Annotated in this window: 28 protein-coding genes and 2 pseudogenes; 14 read left to right on the forward strand and 16 right to left on the reverse strand. The window is 61.0% G+C overall.

What is annotated here, in order from left to right; genetic code table 11:
* Positions 1-81: 81 nt before the first annotated feature.
* The 6 genes and pseudogenes from LOY52_RS26095 to LOY52_RS27575 form a co-directional block, all read right to left on the reverse strand.
* Positions 82-1,320, reverse strand: coding sequence for a heme biosynthesis protein HemY (locus LOY52_RS26095; RefSeq protein ID WP_258677192.1), 1,239 nt, complete (start codon positions 1,318-1,320; stop codon positions 82-84).
* Positions 1,317-2,459, reverse strand: coding sequence for a uroporphyrinogen-III C-methyltransferase (locus LOY52_RS26100; protein ID WP_258677194.1), 1,143 nt, complete (start codon positions 2,457-2,459; stop codon positions 1,317-1,319). The genes LOY52_RS26095 and LOY52_RS26100 overlap by 4 nt, the downstream gene beginning before the upstream one ends.
* Positions 2,460-2,475: 16 nt before the next feature.
* Positions 2,476-3,243, reverse strand: coding sequence for a uroporphyrinogen-III synthase (locus tag LOY52_RS26105; RefSeq protein ID WP_258677197.1), 768 nt, complete (start codon positions 3,241-3,243; stop codon positions 2,476-2,478).
* Positions 3,240-4,181 carry a hydroxymethylbilane synthase gene (gene hemC, locus LOY52_RS26110; RefSeq protein WP_098966228.1) on the reverse strand — a complete coding sequence of 314 codons (942 nt, stop codon included), beginning with the start codon at positions 4,179-4,181 and terminating at the stop codon, positions 3,240-3,242. The genes LOY52_RS26105 and hemC overlap by 4 nt, the downstream gene beginning before the upstream one ends.
* A gap of 137 nt (positions 4,182-4,318) precedes the next feature.
* Positions 4,319-5,065: a LytTR family DNA-binding domain-containing protein gene (locus LOY52_RS26115; protein WP_003229385.1), complete on the reverse strand. Its 747-nt coding sequence runs from the start codon at positions 5,063-5,065 to the stop codon at positions 4,319-4,321.
* A pseudogene (locus tag LOY52_RS27575) lies at positions 5,062-5,202 on the reverse strand (sensor histidine kinase); the annotation flags it as partial. The gene LOY52_RS26115 and the pseudogene LOY52_RS27575, both read right to left, overlap by 4 nt.
* A 335-nt stretch (positions 5,203-5,537) precedes the next feature.
* On the opposite strand from LOY52_RS27575, the gene argH reads away from it, so the two are divergent.
* Positions 5,538-6,932, forward strand: coding sequence for an argininosuccinate lyase (gene argH / locus LOY52_RS26125; RefSeq protein WP_027610449.1), 1,395 nt, complete (start codon positions 5,538-5,540; stop codon positions 6,930-6,932).
* Between the two features lie 129 nt (positions 6,933-7,061).
* Here argH and LOY52_RS26130 read toward each other — a convergent pair whose 3' ends face one another.
* Positions 7,062-7,721: a glutathione S-transferase family protein gene (locus LOY52_RS26130; RefSeq protein WP_258677206.1), complete on the reverse strand. Its 660-nt coding sequence runs from the start codon at positions 7,719-7,721 to the stop codon at positions 7,062-7,064.
* A gap of 123 nt (positions 7,722-7,844) precedes the next feature.
* Here LOY52_RS26130 and LOY52_RS26135 point away from each other — a divergent pair, with 123 nt between their 5' ends.
* The 3 genes from LOY52_RS26135 (at position 7,845) to LOY52_RS26145 (ending at position 11,662) form a co-directional block, all read left to right on the forward strand.
* On the forward strand, positions 7,845-8,129 hold the full coding sequence (locus tag LOY52_RS26135) for a hypothetical protein (RefSeq protein WP_258677207.1): 285 nt from the start codon (positions 7,845-7,847) through the stop codon (positions 8,127-8,129).
* 260 nt (positions 8,130-8,389) lie between these two features.
* Positions 8,390-8,635, forward strand: a complete 246-nt coding sequence (locus tag LOY52_RS26140) for a TIGR02647 family protein (protein WP_003229392.1) — start codon at positions 8,390-8,392, stop codon at positions 8,633-8,635.
* A gap of 183 nt (positions 8,636-8,818) precedes the next feature.
* A complete protein-coding gene (locus LOY52_RS26145) occupies positions 8,819-11,662 on the forward strand; it encodes a class I adenylate cyclase (RefSeq protein ID WP_258677209.1) in 2,844 nt (947 codons plus the stop codon).
* A 7-nt stretch (positions 11,663-11,669) separates the two neighbouring features.
* Here the strand turns inward: LOY52_RS26145 and rnk are convergent, their stop codons facing one another.
* The 3 genes from rnk to cyaY form a co-directional block, all read right to left on the reverse strand.
* Positions 11,670-12,080: a nucleoside diphosphate kinase regulator gene (gene rnk, locus LOY52_RS26150; RefSeq protein ID WP_047596730.1), complete on the reverse strand. Its 411-nt coding sequence runs from the start codon at positions 12,078-12,080 to the stop codon at positions 11,670-11,672.
* A 228-nt stretch (positions 12,081-12,308) separates the two neighbouring features.
* Positions 12,309-12,527, reverse strand: a complete 219-nt coding sequence (locus tag LOY52_RS26155; RefSeq protein ID WP_258677213.1) for a DUF1289 domain-containing protein — start codon at positions 12,525-12,527, stop codon at positions 12,309-12,311.
* Positions 12,528-12,529: 2 nt separating this feature from the next.
* Positions 12,530-12,856: an iron donor protein CyaY gene (gene cyaY / locus LOY52_RS26160; protein WP_007964535.1), complete on the reverse strand. Its 327-nt coding sequence runs from the start codon at positions 12,854-12,856 to the stop codon at positions 12,530-12,532.
* Between the two features lie 317 nt (positions 12,857-13,173).
* Between cyaY and lptM the strand changes: the two genes are divergently transcribed.
* From lptM to LOY52_RS26190, 6 genes are read left to right on the forward strand one after another with little or no spacing between them, the layout of a single operon-like run.
* Positions 13,174-13,347, forward strand: coding sequence for an LPS translocon maturation chaperone LptM (lptM, locus tag LOY52_RS26165; RefSeq protein ID WP_007911098.1), 174 nt, complete (start codon positions 13,174-13,176; stop codon positions 13,345-13,347).
* A gap of 9 nt (positions 13,348-13,356) precedes the next feature.
* Entirely contained in the window at positions 13,357-14,604 is a 1,248-nt protein-coding gene (lysA, locus tag LOY52_RS26170) for a diaminopimelate decarboxylase (protein ID WP_258677218.1), read from the forward strand.
* A gap of 3 nt (positions 14,605-14,607) precedes the next feature.
* A complete protein-coding gene (dapF, locus tag LOY52_RS26175) occupies positions 14,608-15,438 on the forward strand; it encodes a diaminopimelate epimerase (protein ID WP_139055128.1) in 831 nt (276 codons plus the stop codon).
* 13 nt (positions 15,439-15,451) lie between these two features.
* Positions 15,452-16,177 carry a DUF484 family protein gene (locus LOY52_RS26180; RefSeq protein WP_097089519.1) on the forward strand — a complete coding sequence of 242 codons (726 nt, stop codon included), beginning with the start codon at positions 15,452-15,454 and terminating at the stop codon, positions 16,175-16,177.
* Positions 16,178-16,179: 2 nt separating this feature from the next.
* Positions 16,180-17,079 carry a tyrosine recombinase XerC gene (gene xerC, locus LOY52_RS26185; protein WP_258677223.1) on the forward strand — a complete coding sequence of 300 codons (900 nt, stop codon included), beginning with the start codon at positions 16,180-16,182 and terminating at the stop codon, positions 17,077-17,079.
* Entirely contained in the window at positions 17,076-17,783 is a 708-nt protein-coding gene (locus LOY52_RS26190; RefSeq protein WP_258677224.1) for an HAD family hydrolase, read from the forward strand. Before xerC ends, LOY52_RS26190 begins: the two co-directional genes overlap by 4 nt.
* Positions 17,784-18,018: 235 nt before the next feature.
* Here LOY52_RS26190 and sutA read toward each other — a convergent pair whose 3' ends face one another.
* The 4 genes from sutA to glnK all read right to left on the reverse strand — a co-directional run bounded on the left by sutA (position 18,019) and on the right by glnK (position 20,803).
* Positions 18,019-18,345 carry a transcriptional regulator SutA gene (sutA, locus tag LOY52_RS26195; protein WP_007964546.1) on the reverse strand — a complete coding sequence of 109 codons (327 nt, stop codon included), beginning with the start codon at positions 18,343-18,345 and terminating at the stop codon, positions 18,019-18,021.
* A gap of 102 nt (positions 18,346-18,447) precedes the next feature.
* Complete coding sequence (locus LOY52_RS26200) at positions 18,448-18,873, reverse strand: secondary thiamine-phosphate synthase enzyme YjbQ (RefSeq protein ID WP_003229414.1); 426 nt, start codon at positions 18,871-18,873, stop codon at positions 18,448-18,450.
* Positions 18,874-19,089: 216 nt separating this feature from the next.
* A complete protein-coding gene (locus LOY52_RS26205; protein WP_258677227.1) occupies positions 19,090-20,427 on the reverse strand; it encodes an ammonium transporter in 1,338 nt (445 codons plus the stop codon).
* A 37-nt stretch (positions 20,428-20,464) separates the two neighbouring features.
* On the reverse strand, positions 20,465-20,803 hold the full coding sequence (gene glnK / locus LOY52_RS26210) for a P-II family nitrogen regulator (RefSeq protein ID WP_002555808.1): 339 nt from the start codon (positions 20,801-20,803) through the stop codon (positions 20,465-20,467).
* 413 nt (positions 20,804-21,216) lie between these two features.
* Here glnK and LOY52_RS26215 point away from each other — a divergent pair, with 413 nt between their 5' ends.
* Together LOY52_RS26215 and LOY52_RS26220 are read left to right on the forward strand one after the other, a co-directional pair.
* A complete protein-coding gene (locus tag LOY52_RS26215; RefSeq protein WP_039765256.1) occupies positions 21,217-21,477 on the forward strand; it encodes an accessory factor UbiK family protein in 261 nt (86 codons plus the stop codon).
* A 358-nt stretch (positions 21,478-21,835) separates the two neighbouring features.
* Positions 21,836-22,329, forward strand: a pseudogene (locus LOY52_RS26220) (Bro-N domain-containing protein).
* Between the two features lie 15 nt (positions 22,330-22,344).
* Here LOY52_RS26220 and LOY52_RS26225 read toward each other — a convergent pair.
* A complete protein-coding gene (locus tag LOY52_RS26225; protein ID WP_258677232.1) occupies positions 22,345-22,614 on the reverse strand; it encodes a HigA family addiction module antitoxin in 270 nt (89 codons plus the stop codon).
* A 252-nt stretch (positions 22,615-22,866) separates the two neighbouring features.
* Between LOY52_RS26225 and LOY52_RS26230 the strand changes: the two genes are divergently transcribed.
* Positions 22,867-23,331 carry a hypothetical protein gene (locus tag LOY52_RS26230; protein ID WP_258677234.1) on the forward strand — a complete coding sequence of 155 codons (465 nt, stop codon included), beginning with the start codon at positions 22,867-22,869 and terminating at the stop codon, positions 23,329-23,331.
* A 383-nt stretch (positions 23,332-23,714) separates the two neighbouring features.
* A complete protein-coding gene (locus LOY52_RS26235; protein WP_258677236.1) occupies positions 23,715-25,208 on the forward strand; it encodes a YifB family Mg chelatase-like AAA ATPase in 1,494 nt (497 codons plus the stop codon).
* Here LOY52_RS26235 and LOY52_RS26240 read toward each other — a convergent pair.
* Positions 25,205-26,419 carry an aldose 1-epimerase family protein gene (locus LOY52_RS26240; protein ID WP_258677238.1) on the reverse strand — a complete coding sequence of 405 codons (1,215 nt, stop codon included), beginning with the start codon at positions 26,417-26,419 and terminating at the stop codon, positions 25,205-25,207. The two genes, LOY52_RS26235 and LOY52_RS26240, sit on opposite strands and share 4 nt — an antisense overlap.
* Positions 26,420-26,627 lie beyond the last annotated feature (208 nt).

Below are 26,627 nucleotides of genomic sequence, written 5' to 3' on the forward strand. Positions count from 1 at the left end.
GTAGGACTTTGCCCAAGAAGCCTGCCGGAGGTCATTATTCGCTCACTGAACGTTCACGAGGGAGCGTCCTCCCTCGTGATTTCAGGCGTGAACCGGCACCGGCAACGGCGCGGCCAGCAGGCGCTCATCCAGCAGTCCGAGGCCTTCCTGGAACAGCTGGTTACTGCGCTCGGTGTCACCCAGTTGCGCAAGCAGACGCGCCAGCTCTGCGCAGGCTTCCGGGTTACGCTGCACCCGCAGACTGCTTTCCAGATAATCCCGTGCCTTGCCCCACAAGCTGGTTTGCAGACACAGTCGACCGAGGGTCAGCAACAGGCTCGGATCCGCCGGATGCTCCTTGAGCCAGCCTTCAGCGGCCTGCAACTGACGCGCCGGATCACTGCCGCGCACCAGGCCATACTGACGCGCGAGATGGCTGTCGTACTTGCGCTTGAGGGCGCTGCGCAGGACTTCCTCCGCTTCCACCTGAGCACCCAGCTGACGCAGTTGCTCGGCGTATGCCAGCACCAGCGCCGGCTCCTGACGCTGCGCAGAAGTCAGCTGTTCCCAGGCACGAGTGAGTGACTGCAGACCGACCTTGCCATCCTCGTCCCGATGCGCCGCCAGGGACAGGTTGTTACCCCAGGCACGACGTTCCAGTTCAGCCAGTTCGGCCGGCGGCAGCACCTTGTCCTTGCGCAGTTCCGGCAACAGGCGAATCACTGCCGACCAGTCGCCGCGCTGCTGATGCAGACGCTGCAACTGTCGCAAGGTCTGCACGTTATGCGGATGCCGCTCGTGCATCGCTTGCAGGGTCACCAGGGCGCCGTCGGTGTCACCACGATCGGTCTGCAACTGTGCATGACTCAAGGCAATCGCCAACTCGGCCTGCGGCTGGCGCTCCAGCGCACGCTCAAGCAACTGATCACACTCCTCGTACTTGCCTTGTTCGTTGGCCGCGCGTGCCGCGCCGAGGTAATACAACAGCGGCTGGCGCTCGGCCTCAGCGGCGCGAGACAGGTGACGTTGCGCGCTGGCCCAACGACCCTCGGCGAGATCAAGCTGCCCGTGTTCGATGGCCACCTGCACCCGCCGGCTGCGGTTGCGGCGCGACCACGGGTTGACCACGCCACTGGAGGCCATGACCAGCTCGACCAGGGCCTTGATCCCCCAGATCAATAGCCACAACACCGCGATCAGTGCCAGCGCCGCCCACAGGCTCGATTCATAGCGAAAGCTCTTGTAGGCAATCAGCACGTAACCGGAGTGCTCGGCAATCGCCAGGCCCAGTGCCGCTGTCGCCGCGATCACCAGAAACACGATCACATACAGGCGTTTCATGGCGTGGTCTCCTGCGCGGTATTGGCGGCAGGTTTGGCGAACGGCTTGACCGATTCTTCAGCGTTGACGTTACGGCGCTCCAGATAAGCCTGCACCGCACTCAGCGTGCCGGTCAGGTCCGGCGTCTTGACGGTGACCGGTTGCTGGCTCAGCTCGGCAACCTGTTCGAGCATGATTTTGCTCTGCGGATTGTCCGGATTGAAATTGCCCTTCAGCACGTCCCGCGCCTCTGTCAGTGCCTGGGTGTAGACCGGCGCCTGGCCATTGAGCGCCGCCCATTGCGCCTGCTCCAGCGCGAGACTCAGGGCCAGGCGCACCTGGCTCAGACTTTGCCCGGCCAGCAATGGCTTGACGTTCTTGTCGGCATTGAAATCGATGCGGATGTAGCGCGACACCTGATCCCACCACTGCGCCCAGCGACTGGCGCCATCGCCGTCAGCGGTCAGGCCCAGCAGCGATTCGCCGCGATCCTTGTACTCAGGCGCCAGCTCGGTCAGTTCAATGACCTGATCGCGCAAGGCCCCGATGCGCAGGAACAGCCCGGTGCGATCCGGCTGCTCGGTGCTGCGCAGGGCGACGAGGGTCTTGGCCACTTGCTCGCGGGCGGCGAACGAGCCGGGATCGTTCTGTTCACGGAGGATTTCGTCGGCGCCCTGCACCAGCGCCTGGGCGCTGCTGATGTCCTGCAAGGCCGAAAGTCGCAGGCTGGCCAGACGCAGCAGATGCTCGGCCTCGGCCAGACGCCAGTCCTTGCGGCTGGCGCCGAGAACGGTTTCCAGACGCTGGTTGAGGCGCTGCTGATCACCCTGCAGTTGCGTCACCAGACGCTGGCGCTCGGCAAGTTCGTCGGCACCGGGCAGTTGCGCGAGGCGCTCGGTCAGGCGCTGTTCATTAAGCTTGAGGCTTTGCGCCTGATCGTTCAGTGCCTGCACCTGGCCTGACTGTTGTGCGGTGTTGCTCTGCAGGTGACGCACCTGCCAGACACCCCAGCCACCGATCGCCACGCCGGCAGCGCCGAGCAACAGGGCGACAATGGCCAGTCCGCTGCCTCGGCGCGGCTCTTTGGCCGGCGGTGGAGTTTCAACCTGGGCATCGATCACAGGCTGGACATCATCTTTAGGCAAGGCTGTTTCGCTCACGTATCCATCCTTTGCATTAGAGAACGGGCACGGGATGCTCCCGTAACGCCGTCAGCAAAGCCGCGGCATTCGCGCCGCGGCAATCCACAACTGTTCGGGCCCCGGCGGCATGTGCCAGCTCGGCAACCCTTGGGCTTGGCACAAACAACGGCAACTGCGCAATTGAAGGCCAGGCATCGCCGGCCATCTGGCGCAAGTGCTCGAAACCCTGTCCACTGCTGACCACCAGCCCGTTCAAGCGTTCCGCTGCAATGCGCCGCGGCAGCTCTTGCGGCGGGTAGGCCGGCAGGTCACGCCGATACAACTCCAGATACTCGACACTAGCACCAAGCGCGCGCAGGCGCTCGGCGAGCAGCTCGCGGCCACCCTCGCCACGCAGGATCAGCACCTGCGCGCCGGGCTCGGTGACCGCCTCGCGCAGACGCGACAATTGCAGCAGGGCTTCACTGTCATCGCCGTCGGCGGGAAAGTGTACGTCGAGACCGTGATCGCGAAGAATCTGCGCGGTCGCCGCACCGACGCTGAACCACGGCATCGACAACGACTGAAGCCCATGAGCGTTCAGCAGATCAAGCGCAATCCGCGCCGCCGGTTTGCTGACCACGATGACCGCGCTGCAACCGGAAAGCCGCTTCAGCGCCTGACGTATTTTCTCGGAAACCGGCAGCGGCACGATGTCCAGAAGCGGCAGGCAACTGCTGGAAATCCCCTGCCCGGCCAACACCTCGGCCAGCGCCGCGCAGTCATCCGCAGGGCGCGTCAGCAGCAGGCGCCAGCCAGTCACTCGTGACCTGCCTCGCCATACACCGCTTTGAGAATGTCGTCGGCACCCTGACTGAGCAACGCTTCAGCGACCTGCACGCCCAACGCTTCGGCATTGGCACGCGGCGCACGCGCTTCGGCGCTGAGCAGCTTGCCACCGCTCGGTTCGCCCACCAGACCACGCAACCACAACTGCTCACCTTCAAGCACGGCGTAGCAGGCGATCGGCACCTGGCAGCCGCCATTCAGGTGTTTGTTGAGGGCACGTTCAGCGGTCACGCGCGAAGCGGTGTCGGCGTGATGCAACGGTGCGAGCAAGGCGTGGATTTGCGTGTCGGCGCTGCGGCACTCGATGCCGACGGCGCCCTGACCACCGGCCGGCAGGCTGTCATCGACGCTGATGGCCGAGGTGATGCGCTCTTCAAAACCGAGACGGATCAGACCGGCCGCCGCGAGGATGATCGCGTCGTACTCGCCGGCATCGAGCTTGGCCAGACGAGTGTTGACGTTACCGCGCAGGAAGCGGATTTCCAGATCAGGACGACGGGTCAGCAACTGCGCCTGTCGCCGCAGGCTGGAGGTGCCGACGATGGCGCCGGCAGGCAGCGCATCGAGGCTGGCGTAGGTATTGGAAACGAAAGCATCGCGCGGGTCTTCGCGTTCGCAGATACAGAACAGGCCAAGGCCTTCGGGGAAGTCCATCGGCACGTCTTTCATCGAATGCACGGCGATGTCGGCTTCGTTTTCCAGCAGCGCGGTTTCCAGCTCCTTGACGAACAGGCCCTTGCCGCCGATTTTCGATAGCGGCGAGTCGAGCAGCTTGTCGCCGCGACTGACCATGGGCACCAGCGTCACCAGCAGACCCGGATGGGCCGCTTCCAGACGGGCTTTGACGTATTCGGCCTGCCAGAGGGCCAGCGCACTTTTACGGGTGGCGATGCGGATTTCGCGAGAGGACATGGATCAATCCGTACTGAATAGATACGGCGGATAATAACAGCTCAGCCAAATCCACTTTGACTTGAATCAGAAACGGCGTGGCCTCCCTGGCCTGCAATGCCCGGCAGAAGAAAGTGCAACCGCGCAAGAAGGCCGGGTCAGAGGCCCTGCATCATCTTGCGCACACCCGCCACATGCCGGCGGCTGACGATCAGCGCATCACCATTGAGGCCCTTGAGGAACAACTGGAAATGCCCCAGCGGTGTGCGTTGCAGACGCTCGATGCGGTCGCGGGCGACCAGCGCGTTGCGGTGGATGCGCACGAAACGCTCGCCGAATTCGTCTTCGAGGGCTTTGAGCGGCTCATCCAGCAGCACTTCGCCGCTTTCATGGCGCAGAGTCACGTATTTGTGATCGGCTATGAAATAGACCACCTGATCCAGCGGGATCAGCTCGATGCCTTTGCGGGTGCGGGCGCTGATGTGACTGCGCGGGCCGTTACCGCTTTCGGCGGCGGGACGGGTCAGGGCGGAGAGTTGCGCCCGGTTGGGACGTTCAGCCCGTTTCAGGGCGTCATGCAGATGTTCGGTTCGCACGGGTTTCACCACATAGCCCACGGCGCTGGCCTGCAGGGCTTCCACGGCAAATTCATCGGGGCCGGTGCAAAACACCACAGCCGGCGGCGTTTCGCGTTCGCACAGACGGGCAGCGACCTGCAGGCCATCGAGGCCCGGCATGCGGATATCGAGCAGCACGATATCCGGCTTGTGGCTGTCGATCAGCGCCAACGCCTCTTCGCCATTCGTGGCGCTGGGCTCCAGGACTGTATAACCCTCGAGCTCGCTTACCATTCGGCTTAGGCGCTCGCGAGCCAGTGGTTCGTCATCAACGATCAGGACATTCATATTGCGCTGGATTCCTGCGTGAGTCTCGCACAAGGATAGCGTAGACAGGTGAAGTGACGTCCGTCACCGCGATCCACGCTAAGACTAGCCCGAGCGCCAAAAAGTGCCGTACGTCGGCCAGCAATATTTGCCAGTGTCCGGGTCGTACTGCTCAAAGCCCGCTGTTGCCTGCGTTTTTCACGGGGTATGCCAAAGGACAAAACCACCCACCCCCTCTTCTTATAGTCGGCGTCCAGACCTTTGCGCGATCCGCAGTCGCGCCGACCCTTATGTCCAACTGTAGACGCTTGCCGGGCCGATATTGCTCAATCGAAAAATATCCTTGCGCAAATCCCCCGCAGACGGCGCCGACTATGAATGAGCAGATGAGAAAAAAACGTATCGACCGGTGTCAGCGACAGGATTGGCAACCCTGTTATTATCCGCGCCAGCGTTTCACGCCTTCTTTCTTCAAGCCGATACGAGCGAATTCATGAGCACTGACAAGACCAATCAGTCCTGGGGCGGCCGCTTCAGTGAACCCGTCGACGCCTTCGTCGCCCGCTTCACCGCCTCCGTCACCTTCGACCAGCGCCTGTATCGCCACGACATCATGGGCTCGATCGCCCACGCCACCATGCTGGCCAAGGTCGGCGTGCTGACTGATGCCGAGCGCGACAGCATCATCGACGGCCTGAAGACCATTCAGGGCGAAATCGAGGCCGGCCAGTTCGACTGGCGCGTCGACCTTGAAGACGTGCACATGAACATCGAAGCACGCCTGACCGATCGCATCGGCATCACCGGCAAGAAACTGCACACCGGGCGTAGCCGCAACGACCAGGTCGCCACCGACATCCGTCTGTGGCTGCGTGACGAGATCGACCTGATCCTGGCCGAGATCACCCGCCTGCAAAAAGGCCTGCTGGAGCAGGCCGAGCGTGAAGCGGCGAGCATCATGCCCGGCTTCACTCACCTGCAAACTGCTCAGCCTGTGACCTTCGGCCACCACATGCTGGCGTGGTTCGAAATGCTCAGCCGCGACTACGAGCGTCTGGTCGACTGCCGCAAGCGCACCAACCGCATGCCGCTGGGCAGCGCTGCGCTGGCCGGCACCACCTATCCGATCGATCGCGAATACACCGCGCAACTGCTGGGCTTCGACGCTGTCGGCGGCAACTCGCTGGACAACGTTTCCGATCGCGACTTCGCCATCGAATTCTGCTCGGCCGCCAGCATCGCGATGATGCACCTGTCGCGTTTCTCCGAAGAGCTGGTGCTGTGGACCAGCGCGCAGTTCCAGTTCATCGATCTGCCGGACCGCTTCTGCACCGGCAGCTCGATCATGCCGCAAAAGAAAAACCCGGACGTGCCGGAACTGGTACGCGGCAAGACTGGCCGTGTGTTCGGTGCACTCATGGGCCTGCTGACCCTGATGAAAGGCCAGCCACTGGCCTACAACAAGGACAACCAGGAAGACAAGGAACCGCTGTTCGACGCCGCCGACACCCTGCGCGATTCGCTGCGTGCGTTCGCTGACATGATCCCGGCGATCAAGCCGAAACACGCAATCATGCGTGAAGCGGCCCTGCGTGGTTTCTCCACCGCGACCGACCTGGCGGACTACCTGGTGCGCCGTGGTCTGCCGTTCCGTGACTGCCACGAAATCGTCGGTCACGCGGTGAAGTACGGCGTGGACACTGGCAAGGATCTGGCCGAGATGAGCCTGGAAGAACTGCGTCAGTTCAGCGACCAGATCGAGCAGGACGTGTTCGCCGTGCTGACCCTGGAAGGTTCGGTGAATGCCCGTGACCATATCGGCGGGACGGCGCCGGCGCAGGTCAAGGCAGCGGTGGTTCGCGGTCAGGCCCTGATCGCCAGCCGCTAAAGGTCAAAAGCTTCGCGAGCAGGCTCGCTCCCACATTTGGATTTTTGTTAAACACAAAATTTGTGGCCGACAAAATCCCCTGTGGGAGCGAGCCTGCTCGCGAAGGCTTTCTTCAGAGCGCTATAAAATTCACTTCTTCGCCGCGATCATCGCCAAAAACGCTGGCATCGCTAGTTCTTTGTCCGCTGCAATCTTCTGCACATGCGGATTCTGCTCAAGCCGCTCCAGCAGCGCCTTGGCTTTCGGCATCTCTGCCAGCAAGTCGATCCCGAACAGCTTCTGCCCGACCGCACAGGCCAGCGGCACGCTGTAGAGGAAGTACAAATCCGCGATGCTCAAGCTGTCGCCCGCCACGTACGGGGCGAATTTGCCGTGTCGACTCAACGCTGCGAAACCCAGCAGCAGCTCGGCTTTGGTTTTCTCCTTGATCGCCTCCGGTACCGGCGAGCCGAAGAACGCTTCGCCATAACAGGCGCGACCCGGCAGCTCGATATACAGCTCGATTTCCTTGGCAATCGCCAATACCTGCGCACGCTCGAATGGATCGCTCGGCAGCAGCGGCGTGCCTTTCTGGGTCTGCTCGAGGTATTCGAGGATGATCGCGGTTTCGTTGATGAAACCCGCCTCGACGCCCAGCACCGGTACTTTGCCGCGCGGGCTGATCGCCAGCGATTGCGGGGTCTGCGTCGGGTAGAACGTCACCTCTTCGAACGCCAGGCCTTTTTCCAGCAGTGCCAGTTTGACCATGTTGTAGTAGTTGCTGACAGCGAATCCGTAGAGCTTGAACATCACATAGCCTCCAGGCCGTGCGGGGTGGGCAGTCACTGTTTATAGATCGCCCGCCATGATCCTGCCAGCAGCATCACGCCGCTGAATGCGGGTAAACTGGCGCCTTTCCTTGAGGAGCCTGCCATGAGCGAGCCGACAGACATCGACAACGACGAAGAAGAGTTCACCGAGGCGACGTTGATCGAAGCCATCGAGAACCAGATCGAAAGCGACAACCCGCCAGCGGCCAAGGCGACCTTCAACAAGCTGACGCTGGTGGGTGTCGAGCGTGAAGAGATCCTCAACCTCATGGCGCACGTGCTGGCCTACGAGATTGACGCGATGCTCGACGAGGACCGCGCGTTCGATACGAAGTGGTATGAAACCGCACTGCGTGCGTTGCCTGAGCTGCCACCCGAAAAGCAGTAGGCCAAACACATCCCCCTGTGGGAGCGAGCCTGCTCGCGAATGCCGTGCATCAGCAAAAACAACGCTATATGACACACCGCTTTCGCGAGCAGGCTCGCTCCCACACAATTTGTCACCCATCCATCCAGCCATCTCTCCGGCCCCGACTACACTGGAATCCGCCTCAAGACAAAATCCCTGATCTGAGCACTGGACATGCCGCAAAAGCGGGTTCACCTTAGGGGCGCTGTCGTCCAATTCCTAGAAAGTCTGGAGTCCTTATGTCGCTTACCCCTGAGTTGGTTGCCGAACTGGAAGTCCTCGCACTCTTCAACCTGGACAGTTCCCAGGAAGGTTTGAAAATTCATCAGACCGCTGCCCCGAAACATATCGCCGCCGCCAAACGCCTCTTCGAGAAAGAACTCACCGACCAGCCTGATGGCGGGTATCTGACCAGCCTGGGTCGTGATGCCGCGCAAAATGTGCAAACCGTGCTGACCATTCTGAGAGAGCAGGAAACCGCCTGATTTTTCCCGTCTTTGCCCACGGGAACTCCTGCCACGGGATTTCCGCGGGCCCGCTTGATCGCTCCCCGCTAAAAATCTGACGTCAAAAACAAATTCAGCTTAAAAGTCCCGCTGCGCAAAGGCTAAACTGCCTCCCATTCCGAGACCCTCTTCGTCCGAGCCTGCGAGCCGGTTTGAGCTGACATGACGCGCACCCATGAAATCCGCCCCGATCTGGACGAGGGAATCGACCGCAAGGTACTCAGCCAACTGCGTGCGCGCTTTCTCAAACTCAATGAAGGTCGCCTTGGCCGGGCGTTAGAAGGTTTGTCGACCCGCCAGCAAAGCGTGCTGACCCTGCTGCCGCTGTTCTTCCACGTCAATCACCCACTGTTGCCGGGTTATGTCTCCGGCAGTACGCCAGCCGGGCTGTCCAACTATGAACCAGACGCCACCACCCTCGCCGAAGCACAGCGCCTGACTCGCTCGTTCTCCTACAAGCCACGCCACGGCAGCAACCCGCCACGGCCAATTCACGGTCTGTTCCTGATGGGCAGCCTCGGCACCCTGGCTCAGGCCGATCAGAGCGACATGGACGTGTGGGTCTGCCATGCGCCGGACCTGAGCGACAACGAACTCGCCGAGCTGCGCAAAAAATGCCAGCTCCTCGAAGCCTGGGCCGCGACCCAAGGCGCCGAGGCGCACTTCTTTCTGATCGACCCGGTGCGCTTCGTCAAAGGCGAACGCGACACCCAACTCAGTTCCGAGAACTGCGGCAGCACTCAGCACTATCTGCTGCTGGACGAGTTTTATCGCACCGCGATCTGGCTGGCCGGGCGCACGCCGATCTGGTGGCTGGTACCGGTCTACGAAGAAAGCGCTTACGACCTGTACACCCACACTCTGCTGTCCAAGCGCTTCATTCGCGCCGACGAGACGCTTGATCTCGGGCATCTGGCAACGATTCCGCCGGGCGAGTTCATCGGCGCCGGCCTGTGGCAGTTGTTCAAGGGCATCGAGTCGCCCTACAAGTCGGTGCTCAAGCTGTTGCTGACCGAGGTCTACGCCAGCGAACACCCGAACGTGCAGTGCCTGAGCCTGCGCTACAAGCAAGCCGTGTTCGCCAATCAGCTGGACCTGGATGAGCTCGATCCGTACATGGTGGTGTACCGACGCATCGAGGAATACCTCAGCGCCCGCAACGAACCGGAGCGTCTGGAGTTGGTGCGCCGCGCGCTGTACCTCAAGGTCAACCGCAAGCTCACCGGCAACAGCCGCACCCAGAGCTGGCAGCGCTCGTTGCTGGAACGCCTGGCGCACGAATGGCATTGGGATCAGCGCCAGCTGGCCTTGCTCGACAGCCGCAGCCAGTGGAAAGTCCGCCAGGTCAGCGCCGAACGCCGCGCCCTGGTCAATGAGCTGAACTACAGCTATCGCTTCCTGACCCAGTTCGCCCGCAGCGAACAGACCGTCAGCCTGATCAACAAGCGCGACCTGAACGTGCTCGGTCGTCGCTTGTACGCCGCGTTCGAGCGCAAGGCCGACAAGGTCGAATTCATCAATCCCGGCATCGCCCCGGATCTGGCCGAAGACACCCTGACGCTGGTGCAATCGCCGAATAAAAAAGAGCCTGGGCAAACCCAGTGGGGCTTGTACAACGGCAGCCTGAATGCCTTGGAATGGGAGCACTTCGCGCCGATCAAGCGCAGCCGCGAACTGCTCGAACTGCTGACCTGGTGCCATCGCAACGGTGTGATCGACAGCAGCACCCGACTGGCGCTGCACCCCGGCAGCAGCGACATGAGCGAGTTCGAGTTGTTCAACCTGCTCGGCAGCCTGCAGCAGTGCATCGCCCTGCCCTTGCCGACCGTCGCCGAAGAACCGCTGCTGCGTGCCGCGGTGCCGAGCGAAGTGCTGATGCTGGTCAACGTCGGTGTCGATCCGCTCAAGCATCACCGCGACCTGAACATCCTGATGACCACCGAGCGTACTGACTCGCTGAGTTACGCCGGGGTGCGCGAAAACCTCGTGCTGACCCTCGACCAGGTCACGCTCAACAGCTGGAATGAAGTGCTGGTCAACCGTTTCGATGGCCCCCACGCATTGCTCGATTGCCTGCGCGACTACCTCAACAACCTGCCGCGCGGCCCGCAGCAGCCGTCATTGAAAGTGCGTTGCTTCTGCCACAACCGCGCGCAGTTCATTGCCCGGCGCGTCGAAGAAGTCATCGACACCGCGCAAACCCTGCTGCTCAGCGAGCTCAATCACCGCTATCTGATTCAGGTGCAACAGCACTATCACGTGCTGGAACTGGTGCCGGGCCAGGTCAACCATGTCGCGCTCGCGACATTGCCGGCGCTGCTCGATTATCTGGGCGAAGAACAGCCGCGCTACAGCCCGCTGCACCTGGATCCGATGGCGCTGGAGGATCACGACCTCGCGTTGATCCTGCCAATGGGCCAGCCGGAATCGATTCAGGTGTTCTACCGGATCAGCGAACAACAGGCCGAGCTGTACGTGCTGGATGAGTTCAACGCGCTGTGGCAACAGCATCTGCCGTATCACGACGAACAGAGTCTGCTGGTGCCGTTGCAGCGCTTCCTGCAATCGATCCAGTACCGACGTGAAGCGCTGTTGCCGATGGACGGCAGCCCGGCGGTCAGCCTCGACACCTTGTATTACCAGCTGTTGCCTTCGGGCCCAGGGCGCGCGCGCCGGGTCGAAGCTCGGCCGGCGCCGCAGACACCGGTCAACAAACCGTTCTACGACGTGCAGGCGATCGTCGGCAAAGCCGCGCCCGGAGAGGTGCAAGTCACCTTGTATTGCAATCAACGGGAATTCAGCGAGCTGGAACATGGTGACCAGTTGTTCCACGTGGTCGCCCGGGAAATCGTCGAGCAACGCCGCGAGACCGAGCGCTACCGCTGCTACATCACCGACCTGGACCTCTCGGGCCTGCTCGGTGATGGTCAGAGTTCAAGCAATCTTTATCTGCGCTACAAGGCCGACCTGGAGCGCGCCCTGAACGAGGCGCTCGAACAGGTCTGAGGCTGGGTCACTCGCGGAATTCACCGCCGTTGGCCGGCTGCGATTCAACTTCCAGCAAGGTCAGTTTCAGGGTCTTGCCGCCGGGCGCCGGCCAATCGATGTGCTGACCGACTTTCAGGCCCAGCAACGCGCTGCCGACCGGTGCGAGGATCGAGATCTTGCCCTCGTCGGCGTTGGCATCCTTGGGATAGACCAGCGTCAGGTGATAGTCCTTGCCACTGCCTTCTTCGCGGCAGTGCACGCGGGAATTCATTGTCACGACATCAGCGGGCACTTCATCGTGACCGACCAGTGTATCGGCGCGGTCCAGTTCGGTTTGCAGCGCGATCACGCCCGGCAGCGTGTCATCCAGGCTGTCGATCAGGCGCTCCAGACGTTGTACGTCCAGACGGGTAAGGGTGATGGAAGGTGCGGTCATGATCCGGGCAGACTCCTTTCTTCTGCACACAAAAAAAGCAAAACCCCGCCAAAAAAGACGGGGTTTTCACCAGGCCTCGATGGGTTGAGGCGTGTTCGGACACTATCACAGCTCAAAAAATATACAAGTCACCCACCCGGCAACCCGCTAACCCTGTAGGAGCTGCCGCAGGCTGCGATCTTTGCTTTTAAAGGAGCAAGATCAAAAGATCGCAGCCTTCGGCAGCTCCTACAGGGAAGTCGCTTTGCGCTTGGCGGCCTGCGCTACGATCACCCGCCGGCGCTCATCATCGGCCGAGCGCCACTCGCGAATGTCTTCGACATGCCGTGCACAGCCGAGGCAAACCTTCTGCTCATCCAGCCGGCACACGCCGGTGCACGGCGACGGCACGGCCGGGCTGACGTTGCTATAGAGCGGCTTCGGGGGACGCGGGGCAGCCTCGGTCACGATCAGATCTCTTCGAAATCCAGCTCGAGGCCGGCCTGGTCCTGGACACAACGAGCCAGTACTTCACCGAGCAACTCTTCGGACTTCTCGCAACTCCATTTGCCCGACTCTTCGTCGTAGTCGAAATGGAATCCACCGGAACGCGCCGCCAGCCACAGCTGACGCAGCGGCTCCTGACGACTGATGATCAGCTGGCTGCCGTTATCGAACTTGATGGTCATCATGCCGGCCGTGATCTCGATATCGTCGGCATGATCCTCCAGCAACTCTTCCAACGCCTGCTGGGTGGCATCGACCAGATCGTGGAAACGCGCTTCGGACAAACTCATTGTGGCAACCTCAAAAAATGTCTGCTCAGGCTCAAGCGCCGCAAGATACGGACGCTGCCGGCCGATTGCAAAGATTAACGACCAAGCACCTGCCGGCCCATCAACACCGAACCCTGTGGGAGCGAGCTTGCTCGCGAATAGCGGTGTGTCTGGCAGTAAACATATCGGATGTGCCGGCGTCTTCGCGAGCAGGCTCGCTCCCACAAGGCTCCAGGCGTATTCAGGGAGCCCCGCCGGACGGGAACCCCCTCGCATAGGCAAGCTGCCGGGTGGCCGGTATACTCCGGCGCAATTAACGCATTTTCAAGGATTTCGCCATGAAGCGCCTGATCTCTTCCCTTGCTGCGCTCGTCGCGGTTGCCTGCCTCGTTTCGGCCTGTGGTCAAAAAGGCCCGCTGTACCTGCCGGATGACGATCAGGACCCGGCCGAGCAAGCCCAGTCTTCGCAGAAGCAGCCGTCCAAAGCACACAAGCACGACGTTTACCAATAAGGGATCGCCATGGACGCTTTTAACTACCGTGGCGGGGAGCTGTTCGCGGAAAGTGTGGCGCTGTCCGCCATCGCCGACCGCTTCGGCACGCCCACCTATGTCTACTCGCGTGCGCACATCGAAGCCCAGTATCTGGCCTACGCCGATGCCCTGGCCGGCATGCCGCACCTGGTCTGCTACGCCGTCAAGGCCAACTCCAACCTCGGCGTGCTGAATGTCCTGGCCCGTCTCGGCGCCGGTTTCGACATCGTTTCCCGTGGCGAGCTGGAACGCGTACTGGCCGCTGGCGGCAGTGCCGACAAGATCGTGTTCTCCGGCGTCGGCAAGACCCGTGACGACATGCGTCGCGCGCTGGAAGTCGGCGTGCACTGCTTCAACGTCGAATCCACCGACGAACTCGAGCGCCTGCAAGTCGTGGCTGCCGAACTGGGCGTTCGCGCGCCGATCTCGTTGCGCGTCAACCCGGACGTCGATGCCGGTACCCACCCGTACATTTCCACCGGTCTCAAAGAGAACAAGTTCGGCATCGCCATTGCCGACGCCGAAGACGTGTACGTGCGTGCCGCGCACCTGCCGAACCTGGAAGTGATCGGCGTCGATTGCCACATCGGTTCGCAATTGACCACGCTGCCACCGTTCCTCGATGCTCTAGACCGCCTGCTCGATCTGGTCGACCGCCTCGGTGATTGCGGCATCCACCTGCGCCACATCGATCTCGGTGGTGGCCTGGGCGTGCGGTATCGCGATGAAGAGCCGCCACTGGCCGGCGACTACATCAAGGCTGTGCGCGAGCGTCTGAACGGCCGTGACTTGGCGCTGGTGTTCGAACCGGGTCGTTTCATCGTCGCCAACGCCGGCGTGCTGCTGACCCAGGTCGAGTACCTCAAGCACACCGAACACAAGGATTTCGCCATCGTCGACGCAGCGATGAACGACCTGATCCGCCCGGCGCTGTATCAGGCCTGGATGGACGTCACTGCGATCAAACCGCGTGACTCCGCTGCGCGCAAATACGACATCGTCGGCCCGATCTGCGAAACCGGCGATTTCCTCGCCAAGGATCGTGAGCTGGCGCTGGAAGAAGGCGACCTGCTGGCCGTGCATTCGGCCGGTGCCTACGGCTTCGTGATGAGTTCCAACTACAACACCCGTGGCCGTGCCGCTGAAGTGTTGGTAGACGGTGATCAGGTTTTTGAAGTGCGCCGCCGCGAAACCGTGGCTGAGCTGTTTGCCGGCGAAAGCCTGCTGCCGGAGTAACCCATGCTGCTGCGTTTTACCAAAATGCACGGCCTGGGCAATGACTTCATGGTTCTCGACCTGGTCAGCCAGCACGCGCATATTCAGCCCAAGCACGCCAAGCAATGGGGCGACCGGCACACCGGTATCGGTTTCGACCAATTGCTGATCGTCGAAGCGCCGAGCAATCCGGACGTGGATTTCCGTTACCGGATCTTCAACTCCGATGGCTCGGAAGTGGAACAGTGCGGCAACGGTGCACGCTGCTTCGCCCGCTTCGTTCTGGACAAGCGCCTGACCGCCAAGCGGCAGATTCGCGTCGAGACCAAGGGCGGCATCATCGAGCTGGACGTGCGTAACGACGGCCAGATCGGGGTGAACATGGGTGCGCCGCGTCTGGTGCCGGCGGATATTCCGTTCGACGCACCGGCGCAGGCCAGCAGCTATCAGCTGGAAGTCGACGGCACCACCGTCGAACTGGCCGCTGTGTCAATGGGCAACCCCCATGCGGTGCTGCGCGTACAGGACATCAACAATGCACCGGTGCATGAACTGGGGCCGAAAATCGAACACCATCCGCGCTTTCCGGCACGGGTCAACGTCGGTTTCCTCCAGGTCATCGACCGCAACCGCGCGCAGTTGCGCGTCTGGGAACGCGGCGCCGGGGAAACCCAGGCCTGCGGCACCGGCGCTTGCGCTGCGGCTGTCGCAGCAATCAGCCAGGGGTGGATGGATTCGCCACTGTTGATCGACCTGCCCGGCGGGCGTCTGTCCATTGAATGGGCAGGCCCTGGCCATCCGGTGCTGATGACCGGCCCGGCAGTGCGTGTATACGAAGGACAAGTGCGTCTTTGAGTGAGCAGAAACCATGACCGACAAGCCTCAGGTACCCGCCCGACAGTCCGACGAATCAGCGTCCGAGAGCCTGGAGGCGGCAGCGGTTGCCGCATACCTGGAGGCTCATCCGGACTTCTTCGTCGAGCACGAAGAACTGCTGCCCGCCATGCGCATTCCCCACCAGCGCGGTGACACCGTTTCGCTGGTCGAGCGGCAGATGAGCATCCTGCGCGACCGCAACATCGAGATGCGTCATCGCCTCTCGCAGTTGATGGACGTCGCCCGCGACAACGACCGGCTGTTCGACAAGACCCGCCGCCTGATCCTGTCGCTGATGGACGCCGCCAGCCTGGAAGACGTGGTGATCAGCGTCGAAGACAGCCTGCGCCAGGACTTTCAGGTGCCCTTTGTCAGCCTGATCCTGCTCGGCGACAACCCGGCACCGGTTGGCCGCTGGGTGACCCACGCCGACGCGCAAACCGCCATCGGTGGCCTGCTCACCGAAGGCAAAAGTGTCAGCGGTACCCTGCGCGAACATGAGCTGGACTTCCTGTTCGGCGAAGAACAGCGCAAGCAGATCGGCTCGACGGCGGTGGTTGCGGTCAGCCATCAAGGCATCCACGGCATTCTGGCGATCGCCAGCCGTGATCCGCAGCACTACAAGAGTTCGGTCGGCACGCTGTTTCTCAGCTACATCGCCGAAGTCATGGGCCGCGTGCTGCCACGGGTCAACAGCTCCCTGCGCTCGGTACGCTGAGCATGGAACGACAACTGGACGCTTACTGCGAACACCTGCGCAGTGAGCGACAGGTGTCGCCGCACACCCTGTCGGCTTACCGCCGCGACCTCGATAAAGTCCTCGGCTGGTGCCTCAAGCAGAACATCGGCAGTTGGGCGGCGCTGGATATTCAGCGTCTGCGCAGCCTGATCGCCCGCCTGCATGCTCAGGGCCAGTCGTCACGCAGTCTTGCCCGATTGCTCTCGGCAGTGCGCGGGCTCTATCACTATCTGAATCGCGAAGGCCTGTGCGATCACGACCCGGCGACCGGTCTGGCGCCGCCAAAAGGCGAACGGCGCTTGCCGAAAACCCTCGACACTGACCGCGCATTGCAACTGCTTGAAGGTGCGGTCGAGGACGACTTTCTCGCCCGTCGCGATCAGGCGATTCTCGAATTGTTCTATTCCTCGGGCCTGCGCCTGTCCGAGCTGACCGGGCTCAATCTCGATCAGCTGGATCTGGCCGACGGCATGGTTCAGGTGCTCGGCAAGGGCAGCAAGACCCGCCTGCTGCCGGTCGGCAAAAAGGCGCGCGAAGCACTGGAACAATGGCTGCCGATGCGGGCCATGACCAACCCGGCCGACGACGCCGTATTCGTCAGCCAGCAAGGTCGGCGCCTCGGCCCACGGGCGATTCAGGTGCGGGTGAAACTGGCCGGCGAGCGCGAGTTGGGGCAGAACCTGCACCCGCACATGCTGCGGCATTCCTTCGCCAGCCACTTGCTGGAATCCTCGCAGGACCTGCGCGCGGTGCAGGAATTGCTCGGCCACTCGGACATCAAGACCACGCAGATCTACACCCACCTGGACTTCCAGCACCTGGCGGCGGTCTACGACAGCGCCCACCCACGGGCCAAACGCAGCAAAGGCGACGATTCATGAACATCCAGTTGATCACCTTCGACCTCGACGACACCTTGTGGGACACCGCCCCGGTGATCGTCAGCGCCGAAGCGGTATTGCGCGAATGGCTGAGCGAACACGCACCGAATCTGGGCGCGGTGCCGGTCGAGCATCTGTGGGCGATCCGCGAGCGGGTTCTGGCCAGCGAACCGGGCCTCAAGCATCGCATCAGTGCGTTGCGCCGGCGGGTGCTGTTCCACGCACTGGAAGACGCTGGCTACGCCCATGGCGAAGCTTCCGAGCTGGCGGACAAGAGCTTCGAAGTGTTCCTGCATGCACGGCATCAGATCACGGTATTTCCCGAAGTCGAACCAACCCTGGAAATCCTCGCCAACCATTACGCCCTCGGCGTGGTCACCAACGGCAACGCCGACGTGCGTCGGCTGGGCCTGGCGGATTACTTCAAGTTTGCGTTGTGCGCCGAAGACATCGGTATCGCCAAACCGGATGCGCGCTTGTTTAACGAGGCGTTGCAGCGCGGCGGTGTGAGTGCTGAAGCGGCCGTGCACATTGGCGATCATCCCGGCGATGACATTGCCGGGGCGCAGCAGGCGGGCATGCGCGCGGTCTGGTTCAACCCGACGGGCAAGGTCTGGGAAGCCGAGCGGCTGCCGGATGCGGAGATCCGCAGCCTGACCGACTTGCCAGCCGTGCTCGCCCGTTGGAATGCCCTCGCCACCTGACACTCAACCGCTTTTTTTGTGGCGAGGGAGCTTGCTCCCGCTCGGCTGCGCAGCAGTCGTAAAACCAGCCAACACAATATTCCTGAAAAACTGCGCCTGCAGATTTTGGGGTCGCTTCGCGACCCAGCGGGAGCAAGCTCCCTCGCCACAATGTCGCAGTGAACCAGCGCTTTTGTTTCAGGCATGAAAAAGCCCGCAGCGACGGCGGGCTTTTTCAGCAAGCAGGTAGCACGCTTCAGATAGGGCGGCTGCCGTACTTGTTGTCCGGCTTCTTGGGCGGATCGGCGACCACGTTGGCCTCCACTTCCTGCACCTTGCCACCGCGCGCAAGGAATTCTTCCATGGCCTTGGCCAGGGCGTCGCGCTCCTTGTTCTTGGCTTCGATGCTCGGCAACTCGTCGACCGACACCGCAGCCTTGGCTTTGCCTTTGGCAGCCGGGGCCGGCGTATCGTCACCGCCATCGTCGTCAGCAACGTCTTCCGCTGCTGCTTCCAGGCCTTCCTCGGCCTCGTCTTCGTCGCCTACTTCGAGGTCGTCGTTTTCCAGATCATCGTCGCTCATGTTCTACCTCATGACTTGCGAAAAGCAGATTAGTTATAGACCAGCTTTGGCGACTGTCGAAAGTCGCCGTAAAAAAATCGGTAACCGCTGGTGACCAACGGTTTACGCCCCTTCACCGTGCAAGGTGGCGAGGACTTTACGGGCACCGCCATGATCACGGTGCTCGCCCAGATAAACGCCTTGCCAGGTTCCCAGTGCCAGGCGACCTGCCGAAACCGGCAGACTGATCTGGCAGCCAAGTACGCTGGCCTTGAAGTGCGCCGGGAGGTCGTCCAGGCCTTCGTCGTTATGCTCATAGCCGTCTGTTCCTTGTGGGATCAGACGATTGAAAAATCGTTCGAAGTCGCGACGGACCGCCGGATCGGCGTTCTCGTTGATGGTCAACGACGCCGAGGTATGCTGCAGCCACAAATGCAACAGACCGACCCGGCACGCCTTGAGTTCAGGCAGGCCGGCGAGTAACTCGTCCGTTACCAGATGAAAGCCCCGGGGCCGTGCCCGCAGGGTTATCAGAGTCTGTTGCCACATACAGTTCTCCGCACGTTCGGGGCGCATTCTAGCGCGCTCTGGGAAAAAACAAAGGCCCTAATATTCCTGCAATGATGTAAGCCATTGGCCGCAGAAAAACGCTTGTCGTAAACACGACCAAAGCCGTACGAAAAATCCTTTCAGCCACTACCTGAATGACAAATTCCAGACAAAAAAATGCCCGGCAAGCCGGGCAAGTTTTTTCGATGCGCGTACTTACAGGTTGTAGCCGCGTTCGTTGTGTTGTGCCAGGTCCAGACCCACTGCTTCTTCTTCCTCGGTCACACGCAGACCCATCACGGCGTCCAGGACCTTGAGGATGATGAAGGTGACGATTGCGGTGTAGATCACCGTGAAGCCGACGCCTTTGCACTGAATCCATACCTGAGCGGCGATGTCGGTGACGGTGCCGAAGCCACCCAGCGACGGTGCAGCGAACACACCGGTGAGGATCGCACCGAGGATACCGCCGATACCGTGCACGCCGAAGGCATCCAGGGAGTCGTCGTAACCGAGCTTACGCTTGAGGGTGGTGGCGCAGAAGAAGCACACCACGCCTGCCGCCAGACCGATGACCAGTGCGCCCATCGGGCCCACGGTACCGGCAGCCGGAGTGATCGCCACCAGACCGGCAACCACACCCGAAGCAATGCCCAGTGCGCTTGGTTTGCCGTGGGTGATCCACTCCGCGAACATCCAGCCCAGAGCCGCTGCAGCGGTTGCAATCTGAGTGACCAGCATCGCCATGCCGGCGGTGCCGTTGGCCGCAGCAGCGGAACCGGCGTTGAAGCCGAACCAGCCAACCCACAGCATCGCTGCACCCATCAAGGTGTAACCGAGGTTGTGCGGTGCCATCGGGGTGGTCGGGAAGCCTTTACGCTTGCCCAGTACCAGGCACGCAACCAGACCGGCGATACCGGCGTTGATATGCACCACGGTGCCGCCCGCGAAGTCCAGTACGCCCCAGTCCCACAGCAGGCCGCCGTTACCGGACCAGACCATGTGCGCGATCGGCGCATAGACGAGGGTGAACCACACGCCCATGAAGATCAGCATCGCGGAAAACTTCATCCGTTCGGCGAACGCACCGACAATCAGCGCCGGGGTGATGATCGCGAAGGTCATCTGGAAGGTGATGAACACCGCCTCGGGGAACAGCGCCGCAGGGCCGGTCAGGCTTGAAGGCGTGACACCGGCGAGGAACGCCTTGCCCATGCCACCGAAGAACGAGTTGAAGTTGACGACGCCCTGCTCCATGCCGGTGGTGTCGAACGCGATGCTGTAGCCATAAATGACCCACAGAACGCTGATCAGACCGGTAATGGCGAAGCACTGCATCATCACGGAAAGGATGTTTTTCGACCGCACCATGCCGCCGTAGAACAGCGCCAGGCCTGGAATGGTCATGAACAGCACGAGGGCTGTGGAGGTCAGCATCCAGGCGGTGTCGCCGGAATTGAGGACTGGAGGCGCCACCGGATCTGCCGCCATAGCCAGGCCGGGCATTACGATGGACAACAGGGCGCCTAGCCCTGCGAATTTACGCAGAGTCATATTGTTTTCTCCTGGGGCGTTGGGTTTGTGGCGGCGTTTAGATCGCGTCGGTATCGGTTTCGCCGGTACGGATGCGGATCGCCTGTTCCAGATTGACCACGAAGATCTTGCCGTCACCGATCTTGCCGGTGTTGGCAGCCTTGGTTATCGCCTCGATAACCCGATCCAGATCCTTGTCGTCGATAGCAACGTCGATTTTCACCTTGGGCAGAAAATCGACCACATACTCCGCGCCGCGATACAGCTCGGTGTGACCCTTCTGCCGGCCGAAGCCTTTGACTTCAGTAACGGTAATGCCCTGCACGCCGATTTCGGACAGCGACTCGCGCACGTCGTCCAACTTGAACGGCTTGATGATGGCAGTGACTAGCTTCATGAAACTCTCTCCCGAATTGGTGGACTTGCCCCAGGAAAACAAACCCGACTCAAGTCTAAGCGCAGTGCCTGGCTTTGTAACGCATCGTCGGCCCTACCTGCCCGACTGACGCCAGCTAACCGCTGCCGACGAAACTCCCCGTCCCGCCTGCCGCACTGCATTCGTCACAGCGACTGCATCAGTGCATGGGTCACTACCGACTAAGCAGAAAGCTTGCCATCTCGCCAAATTCCTCTGATTTCAAGCCCTTGGTCGCTGCCACAGGCGCCCGCGCAAAAAAGCCCCGACGGTTACGCACAACAACGGTGCGTTGCCGTCCGTCCGCCTGCGCGAAAAGCGTGCATCCGTGCCTGCGTCAATGAATATAGACACTGCGTGATACACTGCCCGCCACTGTTTACAGGACACATTCCATGCTCGCGCCCAAAGACTTCCTCGACGCCCTGAGCGGCACCGCCTCCCGCCTGTTCAGCGGCGACACCCCGCTGCCTAAAGCGGAAATCGAAAGCCAGTTCAAGATGCTGCTGCAGAGTGCGTTCAGCAAACTCGACCTGGTCAGCCGCGAAGAATTTGACAGTCAGATGGTTGTGTTGGCCCGCACCCGCGCCCGCCTCGAAAGCCTTGAAGCCAAAGTCGCCGAGCTGGAAGCCAAGCTGACGCCATCCGCTGAATAATCCGCGCCCCTGTAGGAGCTGCCGAAGGCTGCGATCTTTTGATCTCCAGCCCTTCAACCATCCCGGCAACGTCCTACAACCTGCACCACCGCCGTCCGATTGCGCCGAAAAGCCTAGGTTTCTAAGCTCACCCGATGCTGAATGTTCAGCACCGGGTTTGGCGACCTGGACAGCTTAAGGCGCACGACAACCATGATGGCGGCTACATTTACCGCTACATCGTTTCATGGCGGCAGTGCGTGGGAGACCTTCGGGGCTGCCGGGTTCCTTTTGCTCCGGTTCGCCAACCCGCGTACAACTGCCACCCAATCGTTTGGCGACGATTGAGTGCAGCCCCTTAAGCAAGAGGAACCGCTCAATGAATCAAGAAGAGACTTATCTGACCCCGCACACCTTCACCCGCCACAAACTCCCCCTCCCGCCCTGCTCATCCAGAACCAATCCTGGTTCTGCGCCCGAGACCTGAGCCGCCTGCTGCGCATCTACCTCAACGAACGCATGCTGCGAAAACTCGACCCCGACCAATACCAGACCCGTAAAACCCTGATCCACAACCAGATCGAAAACACCCTGCTGATCAGCGCATCCGGCATCTACGCCCTCCTCGTCTACCACTACTGCCCCGAATACCGAGCGCTGCGCGAATGGCTCACCCACCAGGTCATCCCCACCCTGCGCGACGCCCAACACCCCACCACAAGCGAACGTCCACACCTGAGCCTGCTCAGTTGGCCGGATATGACGTTGAGTTTGTTGCATTGGAATAATCAGCCGTGGATTCGATTGCAGGATGTGCCGTTGATGGTGGTGGATCGGGAACAGACCAAGCGTCCATGGTGGAAAAGGGCTTAGCGGATGCTGCAATCGCTATAAACCCGCATGCCGGAGCTGGGCCCGACGCAAATCGTAAGTCGATTGGAGATTCATCCAGAACTCAGGAGTAGTGTTTAGATGAGTGGCAAGGCTGATTGCCAGATCGGCGCAGATCCTGAGCTGGCATTTCACAAGCTTTTCGATCTCGGTTTCGGGCCAGTTCGTGGGCATGGCCAGATCCATGACAGTCATGCCCAACGGCTGCATGAATTCCTTATTCAGAACCTCGCCCGGATGAATCGGGCGCATATCATTGCGGTCCATTTTTCGCCTCCAGAGGCTGCGGTGAGTGGCCAAACTGGAGCATCCGATTAAGGAAAACAAGACCATCAAAACCGTTTCACCGGCGTCCTACAACTATTAGGGCATAACCCTACGAGAATCAGCGCCTGCGCCTGATTTCGTGAGTTCTTCGCTGTGATTAGGCTGGTGGCTTTCTCCTGCGCTGGTCGATCCTATTCGTCGAGTTCCAGGCGATACACATCGATCGCCAGACACTCTGGTTCTGGATCCCTCTTGTCTGATTTGCTCAAGCTCAAAGAAAACACGCTGGTTCAGCATCCAGATGGTGGTTACATCTTTGGCACGATCCCCGATATGCCAAAATTCGGCTTGCCAGGCGGGAAAATTTATCTGCGGGTAGGTATCCACCGTCGAGCGAATAGTGGTTTTGGCGTAGTGCACATTTGGGAAGCCCATAGTGCCGATTTGCTCAAGCATGGTTGCCAGACTGCCGATGGGGTAGCAGCGATTGTTGCGAAAATGACCGTCCCGGGAGCACAAATCTATTGTGAGTTCAAAGAACAGCGATGTGGGAACAGGGTCGCGGTACTGAGGACATCTACGGGAACACTGATTCTTGAACCGCGCCACGAGCGCGCCATAGGATTTGGTTATTTCGTGGTGACTTGGTACCCGCAAAAACGCGCACATGGCACGTTAGTGGGGCAGATACCACGAGCACCGCCAAATCAGAAATAAAAAAAGGCGTCCCATGGACGCCTTTTAAGTATTTTTTGAGGAGTAGTCGCAGCGATTCTTTAGCTCCGGGCTTTACGGCCTTGGGTTCAGAATCCGACAGGCTAGCCCGTCGTCACTACTTCAGAGAAACCAGCTTCCTCTGCTGCCAAAAATGCGGGGGAGCTTTTGCTGGTGCCCAGTCCCGACGAATGCGCAGTTGCAGTCCTCGAACGGGATGATCCTTCAATGCCGGACGAGAGTCAACGCTCCAATTCAGGCAAGCAGTGACAGCCCATCGGGTCTTGATACGTCTTGTAAACCTCTATTTCAGCACTGAAACCCGGCTCAACTACCCTTCAAAAACCCGCAGGAAGCGGCTCCCCGATTCAGCTCAAGGAACGACCATGTCCCTCTCCATCGTCCACAGTCGCGCCCAGATTGGCGTGGATGCGCCCGCCGTTACCGTCGAAGTCCATCTGGCCAACGGTCTGCCCTCGCTGACCATGGTCGGGCTGCCTGAAGCGGCGGTGAAGGAGAGCAAGGATCGGGTGCGCAGCGCGATCATCAATTCCGGGCTGCAGTTTCCGGCGCGGCGGATCACCTTGAATCTGGCGCCGGCGGATCTGCCCAAGGATGGCGGGCGCTTTGATCTGGCGATTGCCTTGGGGATTCTGTCGGCGAGTGTGCAGGTACCGTGTCTGACGCTGGATGAGGTGGAATGCCTGGGTGAATTGGCGTTGTCCGGCGCTGTGCGTCCGGTACGCGGGGTGTTGCCGGCGGCATTGGCGGCGCGCAAGGCCGGGCGGGCACTGGTGGTGCCGCGGGCGAATGCCGAAGAAGCGTGCCTGGCCTCGGGATTGAAGGTGTTTGCGGTGGATCATCTGCTGGAAGCAGTGGCGCATTTCAACGGGCACACGCCGGTCGAGCCTTATGTCTCGGACGGGCTTATCCATGCGGCGAAACCTTATCCCGACCTCAATGAAGTGCAAGGACAGATGGCCGCGAAACGGGCGCTGCTGATTGCGGCGGCGGGCGCGCACAACCTGTTGTTCAGTGGGCCACCGGGAACCGGCAAGACCTTGTTGGCAAGTCGCTTGCCGGGGCTGCTGCCGCCGCTCTCCGAATGCGAGGCGCTGGAAGTGGCGGCGATTCAATCGGTGGCCAGCGGCGTGCCACTGACCCATTGGCCGCAACGGCCCTTTCGCCAGCCACACCACTCGGCCTCCGGGCCGGCGCTGGTCGGTGGCAGCTCGAAACCGCAACCCGGCGAAATCACCCTCGCCCACCACGGCGTGCTGTTTCTCGACGAGCTGCCGGAGTTTGATCGCAAGGTGCTTGAAGTGCTGCGCGAGCCGCTGGAGTCCGGGCACATCGTGATCGCCCGAGCCAGGGATCGCGTGCGTTTTCCGGCACGTTTCCAGTTGGTCGCAGCAATGAATCCTTGTCCCTGTGGATATCTTGGCGAACCGAGCGGCAAGTGCTCGTGTACACCGGACATGGTGCAGCGCTACCGCAACAAGCTCTCGGGGCCGTTGCTGGATCGGATCGATCTGCACCTGACGGTGGCGCGGGAAGCGACGGCGTTGAATCCGACGGTGAAGCCGGGCGAAGACAGCGCCACTGCCGCGGAACGTGTTGCCGAGGCGCGAGAACGGCAACTGACACGCCAGGCCTGTGCCAATGCCTTTCTCGATCTGCCGGGACTGAAACGCCACTGCAAGCTATCCACGGCCGATGAGAAATGGCTGGAATCGGCCTGCGAACGGCTGACCTTGTCACTGCGCTCAGCCCATCGCCTGCTCAAGGTCGCCAGAACCCTGGCAGACCTTGAGCAAGTCGATGCAATCAGTCGTGAGCATCTGGCCGAGGCGCTGCAGTATCGGCCGGCGACGCCTTAATGCTCGGTCAGATCAACCAGCGGCGTCTGCCGCACTTCGGTGTCGCGCCCGGCCTGAATCTCGCTCACACGCTTCAAGGCGTTATCTACAGCGCCTTTATCTGCCAGCAGGCTGTAGCTGATCTGAAACTGTTGACTGGCCTTCGGCGCAATGGTCGGCACCAGATTCAGCGGCCGCTGATAGCGGCGGTTGTAGGAAAAACTGGTGCCCGGCTCAAGGCCCGTGACATAGCCCTGCCCTTGGGTGTCGGTGTTTTTCCACAGAGAAAATACCGGCAGCTGCTGTGTATTGAAGCCAACAGAAACACCGAGGCTGCCGGCCTTGTTATGCAGCACGGCCAGGGTTTCGCCTTTGGCGTCCGCATAAGGCACGACGTTGTAGACGGTTTCGTCGTAATCCTTGGTTGGACCGCGATAAATCTGCCAGTCCGCCAACTCGGCTTTGGCCTTGTCGTTGAACGGCGAGACCTGTTTCACCGGCGCCGCGAACCGCGCGCCCTGCTCGAGGAATGGCGTGCTGAAGTTGCTGTGATACAGCGCTTGGTATTCCTTCGGATAATCACCGTTGTTGGTCAGCGTATCGTTGAGGGCGAAACGCACGCTGCCGGGCTCGGTGACCAGTTCGGTGACGACCGAGAAGTCGACTTTCTTGAACGCCTGTTCTTTCAGTTCGCCGCGCAGACTGATGGCGTAGGGCGGTTTTTCATCGATGTGCAGCGTGACGGTGCTGGCCGGGATGTTGGCGGCGCGGCCGTGCAGGGTCAGCAACTCGCCATTGTCCATACCGGGATGGCCGACCCATTCGTAACCGCAGCGGGTCACCAGCTCATTGAAGCCTTCCAGCCAGCCCAGACCACCGCGTCCATTGAGTTCGATGAAGGCCGGGTTGACCACTTCCTTGACCGGCGAATCCCAACCCATGCGCACGTTGCCGACAGACGCCTGCAAGACATTCATGCCGCGGGTCGGCACCACCGAGAGTTTCATCGTGCCGTTATCGATATCGACGATGCTGACACCTTCTTGTCGCCCGCCGTGCAAGGTGCGTAGGCTGACGGAGAAAGGTTTGGCGGTTTTCACCCCGAGTTGCTCACTGGTGATCGTCCAGTTTTGCGCGGGCTTGTTGGTATCGAGGAGTACGTAATCCCAGGCCATGGCGTGGGAAGCAGCAGAGAGTGCGCCGAATGCAACGGCGAGTTTAAGCGGGGTCATGGCAGCAGCCTTTATTGGAGTTGTGCCATTTTTATAGCGCTGCGGAAACGTTTCAGCAAGTAAAGATGAGAGACATATAGGGTGATTTGCCATGGATCGGCGGCGTTGCATTCGCGAGCAGGCTCGCTCCCACAGAGTATTCGGGTGCTCAAACGATTTATGAGCTACCTCGGAAACTGTGGGAGCGAGCCTGCTCGCGAAAGCTATA

Origin of the sequence: Pseudomonas sp. B21-051, from assembly GCF_024748795.1 — a bacterium.
Lineage (GTDB): Bacteria > Pseudomonadota > Gammaproteobacteria > Pseudomonadales > Pseudomonadaceae > Aquipseudomonas > Aquipseudomonas putida_A.

Coding starts and splice junctions, on each gene's coding strand:
- LOY52_RS26135 (WP_258677207.1), top strand. CDS start 7,845: ATGAGCGAGCCGACAGACATCGACAACGACGAAGAAGAGTTCACCGAG.
- LOY52_RS26240 (WP_258677238.1), bottom strand. CDS start 26,419: ATGACCCCGCTTAAACTCGCCGTTGCATTCGGCGCACTCTCTGCTGCT.
- hemC (WP_098966228.1), bottom strand. CDS start 4,181: ATGTCCTCTCGCGAAATCCGCATCGCCACCCGTAAAAGTGCGCTGGCC.
- lysA (WP_258677218.1), top strand. CDS start 13,357: ATGGACGCTTTTAACTACCGTGGCGGGGAGCTGTTCGCGGAAAGTGTG.
- rnk (WP_047596730.1), bottom strand. CDS start 12,080: ATGACCGCACCTTCCATCACCCTTACCCGTCTGGACGTACAACGTCTG.
- LOY52_RS26205 (WP_258677227.1), bottom strand. CDS start 20,427: ATGACTCTGCGTAAATTCGCAGGGCTAGGCGCCCTGTTGTCCATCGTA.
- LOY52_RS26225 (WP_258677232.1), bottom strand. CDS start 22,614: ATGGACCGCAATGATATGCGCCCGATTCATCCGGGCGAGGTTCTGAAT.
- LOY52_RS26145 (WP_258677209.1), top strand. CDS start 8,819: ATGACGCGCACCCATGAAATCCGCCCCGATCTGGACGAGGGAATCGAC.
- LOY52_RS26180 (WP_097089519.1), top strand. CDS start 15,452: ATGACCGACAAGCCTCAGGTACCCGCCCGACAGTCCGACGAATCAGCG.
- lptM (WP_007911098.1), top strand. CDS start 13,174: ATGAAGCGCCTGATCTCTTCCCTTGCTGCGCTCGTCGCGGTTGCCTGC.
- cyaY (WP_007964535.1), bottom strand. CDS start 12,856: ATGAGTTTGTCCGAAGCGCGTTTCCACGATCTGGTCGATGCCACCCAG.
- LOY52_RS26130 (WP_258677206.1), bottom strand. CDS start 7,721: ATGTTCAAGCTCTACGGATTCGCTGTCAGCAACTACTACAACATGGTC.
- LOY52_RS26095 (WP_258677192.1), bottom strand. CDS start 1,320: ATGAAACGCCTGTATGTGATCGTGTTTCTGGTGATCGCGGCGACAGCG.
- LOY52_RS26140 (WP_003229392.1), top strand. CDS start 8,390: ATGTCGCTTACCCCTGAGTTGGTTGCCGAACTGGAAGTCCTCGCACTC.
- argH (WP_027610449.1), top strand. CDS start 5,538: ATGAGCACTGACAAGACCAATCAGTCCTGGGGCGGCCGCTTCAGTGAA.
- LOY52_RS26235 (WP_258677236.1), top strand. CDS start 23,715: ATGTCCCTCTCCATCGTCCACAGTCGCGCCCAGATTGGCGTGGATGCG.
- LOY52_RS26115 (WP_003229385.1), bottom strand. CDS start 5,065: ATGAATGTCCTGATCGTTGATGACGAACCACTGGCTCGCGAGCGCCTA.
- LOY52_RS26200 (WP_003229414.1), bottom strand. CDS start 18,873: ATGTGGCAACAGACTCTGATAACCCTGCGGGCACGGCCCCGGGGCTTT.
- LOY52_RS26215 (WP_039765256.1), top strand. CDS start 21,217: ATGCTCGCGCCCAAAGACTTCCTCGACGCCCTGAGCGGCACCGCCTCC.
- xerC (WP_258677223.1), top strand. CDS start 16,180: ATGGAACGACAACTGGACGCTTACTGCGAACACCTGCGCAGTGAGCGA.
- glnK (WP_002555808.1), bottom strand. CDS start 20,803: ATGAAGCTAGTCACTGCCATCATCAAGCCGTTCAAGTTGGACGACGTG.
- dapF (WP_139055128.1), top strand. CDS start 14,608: ATGCTGCTGCGTTTTACCAAAATGCACGGCCTGGGCAATGACTTCATG.
- LOY52_RS26190 (WP_258677224.1), top strand. CDS start 17,076: ATGAACATCCAGTTGATCACCTTCGACCTCGACGACACCTTGTGGGAC.
- sutA (WP_007964546.1), bottom strand. CDS start 18,345: ATGAGCGACGATGATCTGGAAAACGACGACCTCGAAGTAGGCGACGAA.